Source organism: Paenibacillus sp. FSL P2-0121 (assembly GCF_037975345.1).
Classification (GTDB): Bacteria; Bacillota; Bacilli; order Paenibacillales; family Paenibacillaceae; genus Paenibacillus_AQ; species Paenibacillus_AQ odorifer.
On the sequence record NZ_CP150245.1, the window covers coordinates 2,357,523 to 2,373,734 of the forward strand.

Here is a 16,212-nt window from a genome sequence, read left to right on the forward strand (position 1 = left end):
GATTTTGTGTTGGATATTTGTGAAAATATAAAACCTGATATTAGATTTTTTGCTGAAAACCGAAATTTTTACAGAGGAGTATTTATTTGAAAAGCATTCATAAGCGCTTATTATTCTTGCTGCTTGTGTTTATAATTCTACCGTATTTTTTATCCGTGTTGTTGATCTATCGGCAGACGAAAGAGAATGTGGAACGACATGAACTTGAGAACAGCCAAGAGCAAATTCAGCAGGCGTCAGCCGATCTAGAGCAATATTTTGATGAAATCATTAATCTTCCATATATTTTATACCGAAATCCAGACTTATTCAGGGTGTTTGAAGAAGGGTTAGAAGAAGATTTTTATTACAAGCAGCTTGAAATTAATAAGGGTATGACTAACTTCTATCTCATGAGGAGTGAAATTCGTCAGGTCCGTCTATTCATAAACGAAGGGAAAAGCTCATTTACAGTTTATAATGCCATGTTAAGTTCCCGTAAAAGGAATCCGGATTTATTACAGCAAGCTTCCATTCAGAAGCTGATGAGCTCTAATAGCAATGATCTTATTGAAGCTCCGCATCCGATTGAGAACTATAACGATACCTCCATTATGCCTCCTTCGGATAAAACGATGGTCTTGACGGTTCATCACAAAATTGTGGATGTCCTAACACAGGAATTTCTGGGCGTCATCACTATAGATATTGATTTGGACAAGATTGCTCATATCGCTAATCATTTTCTACAGAAAAATAAAGAGAGCGTATGGCTTTCCGATGCGGAGAATCATGTCATTTACGCAAGTGATGAAACATGGATAGGCAAAACCGTTCCCGATGAACTGCAAAGGAAAATAAGTCCGGCACAGGCAGCTGCTAATTCTCCAGAAGGAGATATTGTGTTTACTAGAACATTGCAGGAACCGATAAAAGAGTGGCATTTTGCTAAGGTAACCCCGAGCTCTTTTTTATTTGAAGATGTAAGGAAAACTGCCTATACAAACATCATTGTAGGTGTGGTTGTAGGTGGACTGGGCTTGATAATGATAACAATCATTTCTTATGGATTTACACGGCCGATAAAACTGCTTAGTCAAAAAGTCCAGCGTATCGAGGGGAGGAATATGAATGCCCCATTCGACGATATGCGGGAGGACGAAATCGGTATTCTAGAAAGACACATCAAGGAGATGATGAATCGGATCAACCGTCACATTGACCGGGAGTATAAGCTTGAGATAGAGAACAGGAAAAATCAGCATAGGGCGCTAAAGTCGCAGATCAATCCGCACTTTTTATTTAATTCTTTACAATCCATTGCTGCTGTTGCCCTACTCTCTGAATCTCCAAAAGTATATCAACTGATTACCTCTTTATCCAAAATGATGCGGTACTCAATTCGTGTGGATCAGAAGGCGACGGTTCAAAGCGAAGTGGATTATGTACAGGCTTATTTGAATCTTCAAGCGGAACGTTTTCAGACTGATTTTAGCTATTCCATTGATGTACCTAAAGATATTCTTGATATTCCGGTTCCTAGTATGATCTTGCAGCCGCTCGTTGAGAACTTTTTTAAGCACTGTTATGACGAGGGCTATGAACAAGCTTACATCCATATTTATGGTGAAATACAAGGTGATTATTTGAATCTAGTCGTAGAAAATAACGGAAACAGCGTGACGGATGATGAACTTGAGGCATTAAAAAATAATCTCTACACACCGGTTAACGAAGGCATTCCTTCTTTTGCGCATATCGGGTTAAAAAACATTCATGATCGCTTGGTTCTTCATTTCGATCAGACAGCGGGAATCAAACTAGATTCGATGCAGGGACAAGGGTTCACTGTACGGCTAGTAATTCCACTCTACCTAAAGGAGAAGTAACGTTTATGAAAGCTCTTATTGTAGATGATGAGTCTAATGTTAGAAAAATCATCCGATTTTTGGGACGGTGGGAACAATACGGGATTACCGAAGTGCTGGAAGCCAGAAATGGTCTCGAGGCTAAGGTGTTGATTGAGCAGAAATCTCCAGAAATCATAATGACAGATGTCAAAATGCCCAAAAATAGCGGGATGGAGTTAATCGAGTGGTTGGCTGCTAAAGACTATCCGGGAAAAGTGATTATGATTTCAGGGTTTGACGATTATTGTTTCATGCGTAAAGCGTTTAAGCTGGGATGCTTTGATTATTTGATGAAGCCAATTGAAGAGAAAATGCTGAATGAAACTTTAGAAGGGGCGTTGAGAGCCTGGGAACAAGAAGAGGGAGAACGTCGCAATATGGAGTCCGGATTTTATGAAGAGGTAAAAATGTTTCGCTTAAACAGGGAGATTACTGCTGCTTGTAACGGTGAAGCTTTTGATGCAGGCGAAATTGCCTCGGCTCTCCCACAGGCAGAAGTATACGACTTCACCATGATGTATTTTTACCAATCTCATTATTCGGAGCCATACATTCAACTTTTGACCGAAGAACTGGCTACACGGGAGTGGGGAAATGCATTTACGCTTCAAAATGATCCTAATGTCTGTGTGATTCTGTCCCTTCATGGACAGTTTTTCCCGATAGAGGAATGGATTACCCAGCATTTTGATATACCTGTTCGTTTGGTTAGTGGTCCCTCCATCCAATCGCTCGCAGAGATATCGTTATCTTTTCAATCTGTACAAAGGTCTATGGCTGAACAAAATTTTAGAGCAATCCATCGTTTGGCGGATTTAGATGATGTTAGGCGTATGAATGATATTGTCGCATTTGTTGATGAGCATTATATGGAAGAGCTAAGTTTGGACAAATTATCCACCCGTTTTTTTCTGAGCCGAGAACATATCTCGCGGAGATTTAAGCAAGAAGTAGGGATGACTCTTACTAATTACGTCATTCATTTACGAATAAATCAAGCGAAACAGTGGTTACTAGAATCGGATGAAAAGATGTACTCGATTGCCTTAAAGCTAGGGTATCAAGATGAGATTTATTTCTCTAAGCTGTTCAAAAAAAACGTCGGTATGACGCCTGCTGAATATCGTAATTCACAGGGAGCAAGAGAAATAGACGCGGAAGTCAGGATAGCCAATACATAAGTTCATTGTTGAATGCATCTGGGGGAATTATGAAAATAAAAAGGGTTCAAATGATTATCGTGGGGTTGATTACGCTAACGCTTTCTTCATGTGGTGCGAATACACGTCCACTGAAGGAAGCGGATTTGAAGGTAGCGGATAAGGCAGTCACTTTGGAGGTACTGAATCCTAAAGTGGAAATTTCTATAGAATTCGAGCAGATGGTTAAGGAATATGAAAAGGAAAACCCGAATATTAACGTAGAAATTCTAACCTTTGGCGGGGGAGCTAACTACCTTGATGAGCTAAAGGCGAGGTTTGCGGCCAATGTTGGTCCGGATATTTTTCCAAATGGCGGTTATGAAGAAGCGAAGGCATGGAGTAGATATCTTGAGGATTTATCAGATCAACCTTGGGTGGAACAGGCTTATGACGAGGCGCTAGAACCGATGAAGATGGACGGGAAAATATACGGTATGCCAATCAATTTTGAAGGCTACGGTTTTATTTATAATAAGGATTTATTCGCAAAGGCTGGGATTACTCCTCTCCCAACAACGTTTACGGAATTAAAAGTGGCGGCGAAAAAGCTGAAGGCTATAGGTGTGACTCCTTTTTCTGTTGGGTATTCCGATCATTGGTTTTTTGTACTCCTGTTGAATATTGCTATTGCACAACAGGAGGACCCGGATGCTTTTATTCAAGGGTTAAACAACGGAACACAATCTTTTCGAGAGAATAAGGAAGTTAAAGATGTCATTCGGATGCTGGATTTGACCGTACAATATGGTAACGAAAATTTTTTGACAACAGATTATAATTCGGAAGTTGAGTTATTTGCAACAGGGAGAACGGCGATTCTAAAACAAGGGAATTGGGTTCAGTCTAAAATTGATCAAATATCGCCGAATATGAATATCGGTTTTTTACCCATGCCTATTAATGATGGTGCCGAAAACAATGCGTTGCCAGTAGGGGTATCTAATAATTGGGCTGTTAATAAAGAATCTTCGCCAGAAAAGAAGAAGGAAGCCAAAAAGTTTTTGAACTGGATGGTTTCCTCGGAAACAGGGAAAAAGTTCATGAAGGATCGCTTTCATTTTATTTCAGCTTTTAAAAATATAGAGACGGACCGTTCGGGAGCGCTTGTAAAAGATCTTATGCGATACGTCGATGAACAGAAAACTTTATCTTGGAATTGGTTCAAATTCCCTCCCAGAGCAAGAGAGGAGTTTGGCTATCTTATGCAAGCTTATGTAGGAGAGCAAATTAATCGGGATCAATTGCTTCAAGAACTTCAAAAATCGTGGGATACCCATGTGAAGTAATAAAACCAAATCAATATAACCCTGTAAATGCATCAATTCACGACATACTCATAACGTCTACTCTTCATTAGAATTTAAAAGGGGAACAGCACAAAGGAAGATCGAAACCCAAATTTAAAGTATAAGAGGAGTTAGATGATGAATTTCAAGAAAATGATTAAACAAACAACAATCCTAACCTTTACAGCTGCTTTAATGTTAGGTGGAGCTACTCAAACCTTTGCGAAAGGAAATAACAAGCCGAACAAGCCGGAGTACAATGACTATGGTTTCTCTCATATCACTCGCGCTGACATGTTAAAATTACCCAAACAACAAAATAGTAAACAATTCCAAGTCCCAAAATTTGATGCTTCAACGATTGAGAACATTCCTGCAGCCATTAAGTTCGATGAGAATGGAAACAAAATTGAAATGGATGTTTGGGATACTTGGCCGCTGCAAAATGCAGATGGAACTGTAGCCAGTTATAAGGGGTATCAAATTGTTTTTGGTCTGGCGGGCGACCCTAATAATGGATCAGACACATTTATTTATTTGTTCTATAAGAAAGAAGGAGACAACTCTATCAGCAGCTGGAAGAATGCCGGCAGAGTGTTTAAGGATAGTGACAAACTTGTTCCTGATGATTATGTTTTAAACAATCAAGCCGAAGAATGGTCCGGTTCAGCAACCATGACATCTGATGGCAAAGTTCGCTTGTTTTACACCAATCGTCATCCTTGGGATCCAGATCGCGGATTTTACGGGAAACAAACTTTAACTACAGCTCAAATTAATGTCTCTGCCCCGGATGGGGATACCCTTAAGATTGATGGCGTAGAAGATATGAAATCCATCTATGACGGTAATCAAGGTGAGATTTATCAAAGTGTTGATATCACCGGTTTTAGCAAAGGCGATTACGACGATAATCATACCTTAAGAGATCCTCACTATGTGGAGGATAAAGGCCACAAGTATCTTGTATTTGAAGCAAATACAGGGACAACTACGGGTTACCAGGGAGAAGACTCTCTTTTTAACAAAGCTTATTATGGTAATAGCAATGCCTTCTTCCAAGCGGAGAAAAAGAAATTACTAAGCAGTGCTGACAAAACATCTGCGGAAATCGCGAATGGTGCGCTCGGTATCATTGAATTAAATAATGATTATACATTCAAAAAAGAAATGAAGCCGCTACTTGCCTCCAACACCGTGACAGATGAAATTGAACGTGCGAACATATTTAAATTGAATGGCAAGTGGTATCTGTTCACAAGCTCAAGAGGTTCTAAAATGTTCATTGATGGCATTGATGATGAAGACATCTATATGCTCGGGTACGTATCTAATTCTTTAACCGGACCGTATAAACCATTAAATGGTACAGGACTTGTCCTCCATCAAGATCTTAATCCTTATGATATTACCTGGACTTATGCTCACTTTGCGATTCCGCAAGTGAAAGGTAATAATGTAGTCATCACAAGTTACATGACGAATAGAGGTTACTTTGGGGATCATCATTCCACTTTTGCCCCAAGCTTTGTGCTGAATATTAAAGGCTCCAAGACTTCAGTTGTACCGAACAGCATTTTGGAACAAGGGCAATTGACGCTTAAAGGTAACAAACCGTATTAATCATTTACAAAGTAAATGCCAATGTAGTTGGCGTTTACTTTTCTTTTTATAAGCTGAGATTAGCAATGTGAAAAAAGCGAGGTATATTTTGAATAAGAAAAAAATGATAGGAATCACTATATTAATCCTTTGTTTAATTTGTATTGTGACGATAGTATTAGTAACTTATGACGCTGGAGAGAAGAAGAAGCCGGGGACCGACGTTCCTGATCATAAACCTACCACTCGGGCTAGCTATCATTTCACTGTACCTGAGCATTGGAAAAACGATCCGCAGAAACCCATTTATTTTGATGGTAAATATCATTACTATTATCTCTATAATGCTGATTACCCGGATGGAAATGGTACAGAATGGAGACATGCCACATCAACGGATTTGGTGAGCTGGACAGATGAAGGCGTTGCGATTCCAAAATATACAACACCCAATGGTGATCCCTGGTCAGGATCTGTTGTTGTTGACGATAGCAATACAGCAGGTTTTGGCGAAGGGGCTATTGTGGCAATTTTAACACAGCCCTCTGCAGAGACGGGGAAGCAAGAACAATATTTATGGTTCAGTACGGATCGTGGGCTGACGTTTAAATCTTATAGTGATGATCCTATTTTGCCAAATCCGGGCACGGAAGATTTTAGAGACCCGAAAGTAATATGGGATCAACATTCTCATAAATGGGTGATGACGCTAGCCGAAGGTACGAAAGTGGGCTTTTACGAGTCTGACAATTTAAAGGATTGGCACTACACAAGTGGCTTCGAAACAGAAAATATTGGAATTGTAGAGTGTCCTGACTTCTATATGATGCGGGCGAATGATGGCACCTATAAATGGGTTCTTGGGGTCAGTGCAAATGGTAAGTCGATAGGTAAACCTAACACGTATGCCTACTGGACTGGAGATTTTAATGAGAATGAATTTATCGCGGATCATCATGAACCACAGTGGCTAGATTATGGATTTGATTGGTATGGTGCTGTAACTTTTGAAGAAGGAAAGGACAAGGATCAATACAATCATCGATATGCTTTGGCCTGGATGAATAATTGGGATTACCCTCATGTTACCCCCAATCTTAACGAAGGTTTTAACGGAATGGATTCAATCGTGCGTCAAATAAAATTAACACGAGATGAAGAGCAGTCGTATCAGTTAGTATCACAGCCCATCGAAGCATTAGATCAAATGGTAACTTCAACGGATTCCTTGCAACAAATAAAAGTGAACGGCTCGTCAACACTTGATATCACAGGCGAAAATTACCAGCTCGATGCAGATCTATCTTGGTCAGAGAGTACCAATGTAGGCTTAAGACTTCGTGAATCCGCAGATAAGACGCGCCACGTGGACGTAGGAGTGTTTGTTGAAGGACAATATTCTTATGTTAATAGAGCCTTCACTGGACAACCTGATGAGAGTGACAGATATCTTGAAAGCAAGGCCCCCTTTGATGTGAACAAGAAAAAAGTGCATCTGAAGATCCTTGTGGATAGAACAAGTATTGAAGTTTTTATAGATGATGGTGAAATTGTATTTTCTAATGAAATCTTCCCGGAAATAAAGGATCAAGGCATTACCTTGTTTTCTGAAGGTGGCACCGCGATTTTTAATAATGTTGTAATTAAGCATTTTGGCAAAGATTAGAATGAATATACAGAGTTTTTCTAATTCTTGCGCAATAAGAGGGCACTCCAACCTATGGATGTCCTCTTTTTTTATTATAAGTTCGTAATATTAAACCTAATTCACGAAGGAATACATAATTGTTAAACGCTATCTTGAATTCTAGAATGATGTTATTGGCATCACGTTACTTTTTTGGTTTCAAAATCATTCTGGGAGGTTGTCCTAATGAAGCGAAGGCCTATTTATGTTGTTCTTATTCTGTTTATTGTATTAGGTTCATGGTTGCTGCTGAATCACCGGGAAAATAACAGCGCCTCAGAGAAGCAAGTGCAGGAAGTGCTGCCTACGAGTACTGTTGGTACTAACACAACAATGGCTAACGTTACTGTAAATAACAGAGAAACTCCGGTGCAGTACTTGGATCCCGCATATAAAGTTACAGTGAAACACGATATTTTGTATGCAAGTAAGAAAAACGAGACGGATGCTGAAGAACCGCTGAAGCTCGATTTGTACCAGCCCATTGGAGATGAAACCAAGCAGAGGCCAGTATTTATTTTTATTCATGGCGGAGGTTATACCGGAGGGGATAAGTCTGATGCAGCAGATTTTTCCGAAGGCCTGGCGAAACGGGGGTATGCTGTTCTCACTATTGATTATAGGCTAAAAAAAGATCCGTTTTTCAATTTTACTCGCACACTTAATGATGCGAATGAGGATATAAACGATGTGATCAAATGGATTAATGAGCATGCGGAGACTTATGGATTGAACAAGGAACGTATAGTTATTGGCGGAGATTCAGCAGGAGGTCATCTGGCCATGAACTTTGTGAATCTATCCTTAGCAAGAGATCCCTCCCTGGTTAAGTCTGTATTTTCCATTATAGATATTTATGGTGGTGAACTGACAAGAAGTGCTGACAGCAAGCTGCCGCCTGTCCTAATTATTCATGGAACGATAGATAAAATGGTGCCGTACCAGCAAAGTATTGACCTAGCCGCTCAATTGAAAGAGAAAGGTATTTATCATAATCTGCTCACGCTGGAGGGAGTCGGACATGATTATAAAAATGAAAAATACATCGATGAAATTATGGAGACGACAGCACATTTTCTGTGGAATGTCATGAACAGTTCGGACCTTGCGAGTCTTCCGGAAAATTCGGGGATCACGGTTGCTTCTGGTTCTGCTTTTGATATTAAGCTGCCTGAAGCTTATCGCAGCGCATCGAAGGAGCCGCTTAATATCGATTTGCCAGAGGGATGGCTGCTTAGTGGAGAAGACGAAGGTTCGCTGCGGATACAGGTTCCGGAAAGCTTGGTGCGCGGAAACGATTCGCTGTTCGTCTCTCGGGGTGCAGATCCTACAGTGGCATCAAGCTTCACTATGAATATCAACGTAATCGATCCGCTGGCAGTGTATTACGAGACTTTTTATGAGGAGTCTACTAAGGAGATAAAAACCTACATGGATGTTACTAATCAGTCTACAAGCAATTTCAGCGGTTCAGTGGAAGCTGATTATGAGACGGGACGATCTACCCGAGGTACTTATGCTTCGACTGTGGAAAATCTGGAGCCGGGTAAGAGCGTTCGTCTTGAGATTCCTGAGCTGGCAAGAGGCCAGCGGTCGCTTAAAGTTTTTAATGATATAGGTACCTTATTGCAATCGGCAGTTGATTCTTTTAACGTGCTTCTGTTGCCGAAACTCAGTCCGCCTGTCCAAATCGATGGCAACTTGTCGGACTGGGGGAATCAAGCTCCCTTTGATGTGAAGGATGTCAAAATCATGGGCTGGCAAGGAGAGCAGGATCTCAGCGCCAAGGGTTCCTTAGCATGGGATGCCGACAATCTTTACCTTGGGGTAGAAGTTATCGATGATTATCATGCACAGTCAGCATCAGGAGATGCCATCTGGAGTGGGGACAGCATCCAGATTGGAATTGGCATTGCCAACGGGGATGGAACGGTGCCTTCTGAGTACCATGAACTCGGTGTGGCTCGCGGAGATACGGGCGAATTACTCAAATGGTGCTGGTTGGCACCCAAGGGGTTTAATTTGGGTGATGTTATAGAATTACAGTATGCCGTGGAACGTAAAGATTCAAAAACCAGCTACGAACTAGCCATTCCCTGGCGTGAACTAAAATCCGACGATGTACAGGTGAAGCCAGGAATGAAGCTGAAATTTTCGTTATTGGTCAATGACAATGATGGTGAGGAGCGTAAGGGCTGGGTGGAATTTAACAGCGGCATTGGTTCGGCTAAGGATGTTGATGCTTTTGGTGATCTATTTGTGCATTGACATATTATGCTGTTAACACTATGATATGAATGAAAAAATAATTATTCATTCACGGAGAGACGAAAAGTGGAAGACAAAAAAACAAAGATATACGAATGTGCGAAAGAGCTATTTAGCAATAAAGGCTTTAAAGACACGAATGTTTCTGGCATTACCACAATGGCTGGAATAGCTGTAGGAAGTTTTTACAACTATTATCCCTCCAAGGAAAAGCTTTTTATGGATATTTTTTTAGAGGAAAACGAAAAGCTCAAAAAAAGCTGTATGCAATCGCTCGATATGAGCCAAAGCCCATTAGCACTAATACGGCAGATGATGGTGCTTAATTTGGAAGGTATGATAGCCAACCCCATTCTTAAGGAATGGTATAACAAAAGTGTTTTCGCAAAAATCGAACAGTTGTACCGGGAAGAAACCAACATTCAGGTAAACGACTTCTTGTATGATAGCTTCCATGAAATCATTAAGCAGTGGCAAGCCGATGGTAAAATGCGCAGCGATATGGATAGTAAAATGATTATGATGATCTTCGGCGCAATGATTAATGTGGAAACCCACAAGGAAGAAATCGGGCTGGAGTATTTTCCACAACTTTTGGACAATATGCTGGAACTAATTATGAAGGGTTTGACAGACTGCCCCTAATACACTTATGGTGCAGTTTTTTTTAGTGAAATGAATGAATTAATAAATATTCATTCAAATTTTAAATCAAAAGGAAGGAGGCAAGCAGGTGAGTAAGAGAAGAGGAAAAAAGCGAAAATTCAATAAATGGATTATTGTTCTCAGCATTCTATGCGGGATTACAGTCATAGGTTGGATAGGTGGTATTCTCTTATCTGCTCCGGGAAGGCATGAAGTTCAGCAGCTTACTATCCACGCCATAGATATACAGAAACTGCGGGAGGGCACCTATGAGGGGGAATACATTGGCATCAAAGATCATTCCAGAGATACCAAGGTGAAGGCCACAATATCTGCTGGACGGCTGTCAGATATCAAAATACTCAAAGGTGCCTTGGACAAAACAGGGAACCCTGCTGAGCTGAAGGGTGGGCTAAGCATTGGTGATTTGTTTGGTCATGTGATTGAATCGCAGTCTCTTCAGGTGGACGTTATCAGCGGGGCAACGCTTACCTCTAAAACACATCTTAAGGCACTCGAAAATGCCCTACTGCAGGCGGAGACGAAATAATTCATTTTAAGGAGAATTTATATGAACATTGCAGTCATTTCGTATTCATTCACAGGTAATAATGAAGCATTAGCAAGGAGTGTGGCGAAAGCGTTGTCGGCTGAATATATACGAATCTCGGAAGCTAAACCCCGAACACTCGGTAGGATTACCTTTGATATGATTTTTGACAGGATACCGTTGGTTCAACCGAAGCCTGAGCAAATAGGAAAATATGATATTATCCTATTTTTTGGACCGGTTTGGATGGGGAAAGTGGCCACACCGCTCCGTGCCTATTTAGAGTACTTGAAGAAAAATCCGCAAAAGTATGGTTACCTTTCAATCAATGGTGGAGCTGACGGTCCAAATCCGAAGGTGCCAGGGGAGCTTAGAAAAAGAACTGGAGCAGACCCTGTTGTATTCATCGAGCAGCATATCGCAGATCTGATATCAGCAGATCACAAGCCTGCACGTAAAGATACCTCAGCTTATAAGTTAAATGAGGGCGATATTAATCAATTAACTGGAAAAATAGTGAAGAAAGTAAGGGATATGACCTAGCTTTTAAGCTCCAGCGAGACGAACAGAGAAACGGTAAAGCTGCCGTTTTTTTGTTTTCTCTGCAATCTGGTAGAAATTGTTCTATTATAAAGTGTTCCTTCAATTCGCTAGATGGTATGATAGGTATGGGAGGGAATTATAAAATGAACAATGAGACGACTAATGAAAATGAAATAACAAATGAGAATGAGGAAGTAAATGATAATACAGAAATGTCTGAAGAGGATATGGCGCAGCTGCTAAAGGCTGTTCACCATAACGGCCTTGTAGCGTTGAGAGTACACTTTAAAGATGTTGAAGGACAAGTATTGAACATGGAAGCCTACGGCCCTGTTTTTGTTTTTCACGTGAAAACTGAATTAGATCAGGTGTATTCTTGCGGATTTTTTCTGCGCGAGTTAATTGCAAGATTCCAGTCGGGTAAGGATCCGGCAGCATGGATGGCCTCATTCTTCGTTGAGCTGATGAAAATTGAGGGAGGCAAAACACTTCCAAAACCACCAGCAAGTGAAGAAGAAGCAAAAGGGATCATTGATAATGTGTTAGTTCCGCTTTGTATTGAGGAAATTACCCAAGAATTTGCTCCAGAAAAAGTGCATGTCGGGCTAGCTTGGAACGAGAAATTGGGACCAGTCTTCGAGGCTGGATTTCCAGCGATCACCGATGGGAATAACGTATGCGCATTCCCGCTTCATCTGTTGCTGACTCATTTGCAATTGAACCGGGATCCATCCGAACTGCTTGTTCAAGGCATGTATAACATCCGCAAAGAACATGGATTGGAGTAAAACAGGCTCTGAGCCCTGACCATCCATAACCCAAAGAAACGGCAGAAATGCCGTTTCTTTTTCTTTTGACATTCAAAGAGTAGATCCTTGCTTGATGAATTCATTCATATCTACTTTGAGCTGATAGCTTTAAGCTGATAACCTGCTGCTTGAAGGTTTCGTTCACATCATCTACGGACTGTATAGCGCTTATCTTTGCTTTTTAGCTCCATTTACCGAACTCGCGGACCGTATAGCACTTATTGTCTGTTTATTGCCTATAAAAGTAGGAGGATTAGCCAAATAGTTGCATCTCAGTCCGTTAACAGAAGAATTCTCTTGAAAATGAACCAATAACGTCTCCTCGGTCCGATAGGCCTTGGTGTTGCTGGATTATATAAAGAAACTGTAAATACTTTTCAGATAGTTTAGGATAAAATTTCATTTACTGAATACGTTTGCGGACTAAGCTATATGTACAGCACACTATACTTTTTCAGATAAATAAACGAAGGCGTGGTAACAAGATGAAATATCTAGTTTCAATACTACTAATTGCTGCAGTGATAGCATCTGGTTGTTCCAATTCCACTCCAATCCCTCATCCAACTTCTAATCAGGAAACTTCTCCTTCTCCTGATCCTTCAGATAACCGCAGAGAAGATACTGTGTTCCTCAACAAAAATATAGGTTGGAAAACAGTCTATCATTTTCAAGGAATGTCACGTGAAGATATGGAGCTTTATACAACTAGTGATGGGGGAGAGACTTGGAAGGAGATTGGGGATAGCTTACAAGCAGGAAGTACTCTTCCTAGCGGGGTGAAATCGGGACTTACTTTTGTTAACGAAAAAGAAGGCTGGATTACAACGAATGCTCCATGGGAGGGAAAGGTTGGTTTATATAAAACAATGGATGGTGGAGTTACCTGGAGTGAACAGACAGTCACAGTGCCGGATGAGTTAGTAAACTCGCAAATCTATGCTTATCGTCCCCTCTTTCTTACGAAGGATCAAGGAATCTTAATTACTCGGCCCGCTGAAAATGAACATACATTGTTATATATAACGATAGACGGGGGACAACATTGGAAATCATTCCTTGACGATCAAGAGGACCAGTATGTTGGTATCGCATGGACGCTCTCAGAGAGTATGGCGACGGTAAAAGACGCAGAGAAAACCTGGACATTAAGCATGCAGAACTATGGAAAATGGTCCCTTTAATCGAAATGTTGGCATATTGCGTTTAGAAAAGACGTACACATCAAATGAAGCGAGGCGTTAACCTGACTCTGGCTGTTATAGCTGTTTATGGGATAACGTTTTGTTTTATCCATTATTCGAAACCGGTTTCAAATGTGCGAGCGCGCCGCGCAATGAAATCAGTAGGAGGAAAAGACGATGTTACGAAAAGGAAAAATGTTAAGTCTATTTCTGCTGTTCACCCTCTTAATTGCTTGGGTACCTACAGGGAGTTCAAGCGCGGCATCAAGCTGGAATCTGGCATGGAGCGATGAATTTGATGGGAATTCTCTGAACACTAATAATTGGTCGGCGGAAATAGGTACGGGTAGCGGGGGGTGGGGAAACAATGAGCTTCAGTATTATACCAGTCGTCCGCAGAACCTGCAGGTAACGGGTGGGAATTTAGTGATTACTGCACAAAAGGAGTCGTACGGGGGGATGAATTATACCTCTGCACGGATCAAAACACAGGGACTCAAAAGCTTCACCTACGGAAAAATCGAAGCTAGAATCAAATTGCCTTCAGGACAGGGACTCTGGCCAGCATTTTGGATGCTTGGGGCGAATATTGATTCAGTGGGTTGGCCGAAATCTGGGGAAACGGACATTATGGAGCGTGTGAACAATAATGCTTTTGTTAACGGGACGGTACATTGGGATGCCAATGGGCATGCCGAGTACGGTCAGGTGTCTGGTAACCTCGATTTCTCACAGTACCATGTGTACAGCGTGGAATGGGATGCGAATTATATAAGATGGTTTGTAGACGGCAACCCATTTAATGCTTTTTATATTGAGAACGGAACCGGAAATACGGAGGAGTTCCAGAAACCTTTCTTCATCCTGCTAAACCTTGCCGTGGGTGGAAATTGGCCGGGAAGTCCAAATGCTTCAACTGCTTTCCCAGCTCAAATGCTGGTTGATTACGTACGTGTGTATCAGGCTGCGCCTACCTCAAGCATCGTTAGTGGTGGGATTTACACTTTAGCTGACAAGGCTAGTGGCAAGGTTCTGGACGTAGTGGATGTATCCACAGCAAGCGGGGCGAAAATGCAGCAATGGACCAATTACACTGCCAATAATCAGAAATTTAAAGTGGAGAGTACAGGCGACGGTTATTACAAGCTTACGGCAGTGCATAGTGGAAAAGTGTTGGATGTGCCGAACTCATCAACCGCGAGCGGTGTACAGCTGCAGCAATGGGATGACAATGGTACCAACGCTCAGCGATGGAGCATTATTGATGTTGGAGGGGGCTATTATAAGCTTATTTCAAAAGTGAGCGGATTAGCCATGGATGTATCCGGAGCATCAACAGCCGATGGTGCAGCAGTTCAGCAGTGGACGGATAACGGGAGTGATGCTCAGAAATGGTTTTTTACAAAAGTGAACTAAAGAAATGCCGCCCCATATCAAATGGGGCTTTTTCTAATCGGTCTAATCGGTCTAATTTGTTTTAAATCGGCTAAAAGAATAGGGGTTAAGTTCAACTGAACAATTTTTATTTTCTGCTTGTTTCTTTTTCGGGTGAGGTGTGGTTTTAAAGGGCTGCTTTTCCGTTTTCTTCGTCTGATTTTGGCTCTGGTGATTCTCCAAGGGGTTAGCTTTAGGAATTGCTGATATAGGGATGAACCTGCGGAATCTTTATTCCAGCATTTATCATCTCCGGCAAAATGGATGATTTTGTTAGTGAAATCATGGTCCGGAATGTTTGTGTTGAACGAATTAAAACGGATATCGAGGGGGAGGTAATTCCCACCAAAAACTGCATTCAGAACATCCTGATCTGGCATGGTGACATCAGGAAAGGTACGTAGGAAGGTTAGCATTTCTTCGTACCAGTTGGTATTCTGGCGGATATTATGCAAAGAAAATAAAATCACTCCGGAATTAAAATAAAGATCAGGATTTAATCCCTTAGCGCTCACAATATGAGCAACCTCTCTAATTCCCTGGTCCCAAATTGCAGCCAAATACTTGTCATTCAGTTCAACCTGCCATAATTCAGTAATGTCCATATTCACTAATACATCGCAGTCCAGATAGATGATTTTGTCCACGGGTATTAGTGCAGGAAGAAGCAATCGATACATACATGCCTGCGTCCATACATTAATGGAGTTAACATTGGCTAGCACCTGAGTTAGATCATCGGGCATAGTGATTGAATAAAAGCTAAGGGTATGATTATGTTTTGTAGTTAATGCGCTAAGCCTGCGCTTATTAGTTTCACTTAAAGAAACATCATGTAAAATATGAATATGAATTGGGGAACTCGTATGATGAAAAATTGACGCTAGAACGACTCCGGCATGTTCAGCATATTTCCCATCCTTATCTTGAAAAGCCAAGGCGATATCGATCATTTGATTTATCCTCTCTTCACGTTTGTGTACGAATGTACCACAGTATACGTTCGCCTTGATCAGAGGACAGAGACATTAAACCCAGAATATTCACCCAATTTCATGTGAACACCAAAAAACCAAGTGCTGAATCTCAGCAACTTGGTCGGCTAAGGACTTC

13 protein-coding genes are annotated in these 16,212 nt (G+C 41.2%); 12 read left to right on the plus strand and 1 reads right to left on the minus strand.

Going from position 1 to position 16,212, the window contains the following annotated elements:
• Positions 1–86 precede the first annotated feature (86 nt).
• From MKY54_RS10270 to MKY54_RS10325, 12 genes are all read left to right on the plus strand, one after another.
• A complete protein-coding gene (locus tag MKY54_RS10270) occupies positions 87–1,868 on the plus strand; it encodes a histidine kinase (protein ID WP_339190374.1) in 1,782 nt (593 codons plus the stop codon).
• A gap of 5 nt (positions 1,869–1,873) precedes the next feature.
• Positions 1,874–3,070, plus strand: a complete 1,197-nt coding sequence (locus MKY54_RS10275) for a helix-turn-helix domain-containing protein (protein WP_076304390.1) — start codon at positions 1,874–1,876, stop codon at positions 3,068–3,070.
• Between the two features lie 29 nt (positions 3,071–3,099).
• Complete coding sequence (locus tag MKY54_RS10280) at positions 3,100–4,377, plus strand: ABC transporter substrate-binding protein (RefSeq protein ID WP_339190376.1); 1,278 nt, start codon at positions 3,100–3,102, stop codon at positions 4,375–4,377.
• Positions 4,378–4,515: 138 nt separating this feature from the next.
• Complete coding sequence (locus tag MKY54_RS10285) at positions 4,516–6,000, plus strand: glycoside hydrolase family 68 protein (protein ID WP_339190377.1); 1,485 nt, start codon at positions 4,516–4,518, stop codon at positions 5,998–6,000.
• 103 nt (positions 6,001–6,103) lie between these two features.
• Entirely contained in the window at positions 6,104–7,645 is a 1,542-nt protein-coding gene (locus MKY54_RS10290; RefSeq protein ID WP_339191157.1) for a glycoside hydrolase family 32 protein, read from the plus strand.
• Positions 7,646–7,852: 207 nt separating this feature from the next.
• The gene (locus tag MKY54_RS10295; protein WP_339190378.1) at positions 7,853–9,934 is read left to right on the plus strand and encodes an alpha/beta hydrolase fold domain-containing protein; all 2,082 of its coding nucleotides are present in this window, start codon (positions 7,853–7,855) and stop codon (positions 9,932–9,934) included.
• Between the two features lie 66 nt (positions 9,935–10,000).
• Positions 10,001–10,579 carry a TetR/AcrR family transcriptional regulator gene (locus MKY54_RS10300; RefSeq protein WP_076124944.1) on the plus strand — a complete coding sequence of 193 codons (579 nt, stop codon included), beginning with the start codon at positions 10,001–10,003 and terminating at the stop codon, positions 10,577–10,579.
• Positions 10,580–10,667: 88 nt separating this feature from the next.
• Positions 10,668–11,129 (plus strand): FMN-binding protein, encoded by a 462-nt coding sequence (locus tag MKY54_RS10305; RefSeq protein WP_339190380.1) that lies wholly within the window; start codon positions 10,668–10,670, stop codon positions 11,127–11,129.
• Between the two features lie 21 nt (positions 11,130–11,150).
• Complete coding sequence (locus MKY54_RS10310) at positions 11,151–11,672, plus strand: hypothetical protein (RefSeq protein ID WP_076184300.1); 522 nt, start codon at positions 11,151–11,153, stop codon at positions 11,670–11,672.
• Positions 11,673–11,815: 143 nt separating this feature from the next.
• Positions 11,816–12,460: a hypothetical protein gene (locus MKY54_RS10315; RefSeq protein WP_076107537.1), complete on the plus strand. Its 645-nt coding sequence runs from the start codon at positions 11,816–11,818 to the stop codon at positions 12,458–12,460.
• A 506-nt stretch (positions 12,461–12,966) separates the two neighbouring features.
• Positions 12,967–13,665, plus strand: coding sequence for a hypothetical protein (locus MKY54_RS10320; RefSeq protein ID WP_339190381.1), 699 nt, complete (start codon positions 12,967–12,969; stop codon positions 13,663–13,665).
• A gap of 177 nt (positions 13,666–13,842) precedes the next feature.
• Positions 13,843–15,081: an RICIN domain-containing protein gene (locus MKY54_RS10325; RefSeq protein WP_036679228.1), complete on the plus strand. Its 1,239-nt coding sequence runs from the start codon at positions 13,843–13,845 to the stop codon at positions 15,079–15,081.
• A gap of 17 nt (positions 15,082–15,098) precedes the next feature.
• Here the strand turns inward: MKY54_RS10325 and MKY54_RS10330 are convergent, their stop codons facing one another.
• Entirely contained in the window at positions 15,099–16,052 is a 954-nt protein-coding gene (locus MKY54_RS10330) for a glycosyltransferase family 8 protein (RefSeq protein ID WP_076124952.1), read from the minus strand.
• Positions 16,053–16,212 lie beyond the last annotated feature (160 nt).

Bases quoted from the DNA above. Each gene is read 5' to 3' on its own strand.
- MKY54_RS10285 (WP_339190377.1), top strand. From the start codon at position 4,516: ATGAATTTCAAGAAAATGATTAAACAAACAACAATCCTAACCTTTACA.
- MKY54_RS10295 (WP_339190378.1), top strand. From the start codon at position 7,853: ATGAAGCGAAGGCCTATTTATGTTGTTCTTATTCTGTTTATTGTATTA.
- MKY54_RS10325 (WP_036679228.1), top strand. From the start codon at position 13,843: ATGTTACGAAAAGGAAAAATGTTAAGTCTATTTCTGCTGTTCACCCTC.
- MKY54_RS10320 (WP_339190381.1), top strand. From the start codon at position 12,967: ATGAAATATCTAGTTTCAATACTACTAATTGCTGCAGTGATAGCATCT.
- MKY54_RS10315 (WP_076107537.1), top strand. From the start codon at position 11,816: ATGAACAATGAGACGACTAATGAAAATGAAATAACAAATGAGAATGAG.
- MKY54_RS10280 (WP_339190376.1), top strand. From the start codon at position 3,100: ATGAAAATAAAAAGGGTTCAAATGATTATCGTGGGGTTGATTACGCTA.
- MKY54_RS10275 (WP_076304390.1), top strand. From the start codon at position 1,874: ATGAAAGCTCTTATTGTAGATGATGAGTCTAATGTTAGAAAAATCATC.
- MKY54_RS10310 (WP_076184300.1), top strand. From the start codon at position 11,151: ATGAACATTGCAGTCATTTCGTATTCATTCACAGGTAATAATGAAGCA.
- MKY54_RS10330 (WP_076124952.1), bottom strand. From the start codon at position 16,052: ATGATCGATATCGCCTTGGCTTTTCAAGATAAGGATGGGAAATATGCT.
- MKY54_RS10290 (WP_339191157.1), top strand. From the start codon at position 6,104: ATGATAGGAATCACTATATTAATCCTTTGTTTAATTTGTATTGTGACG.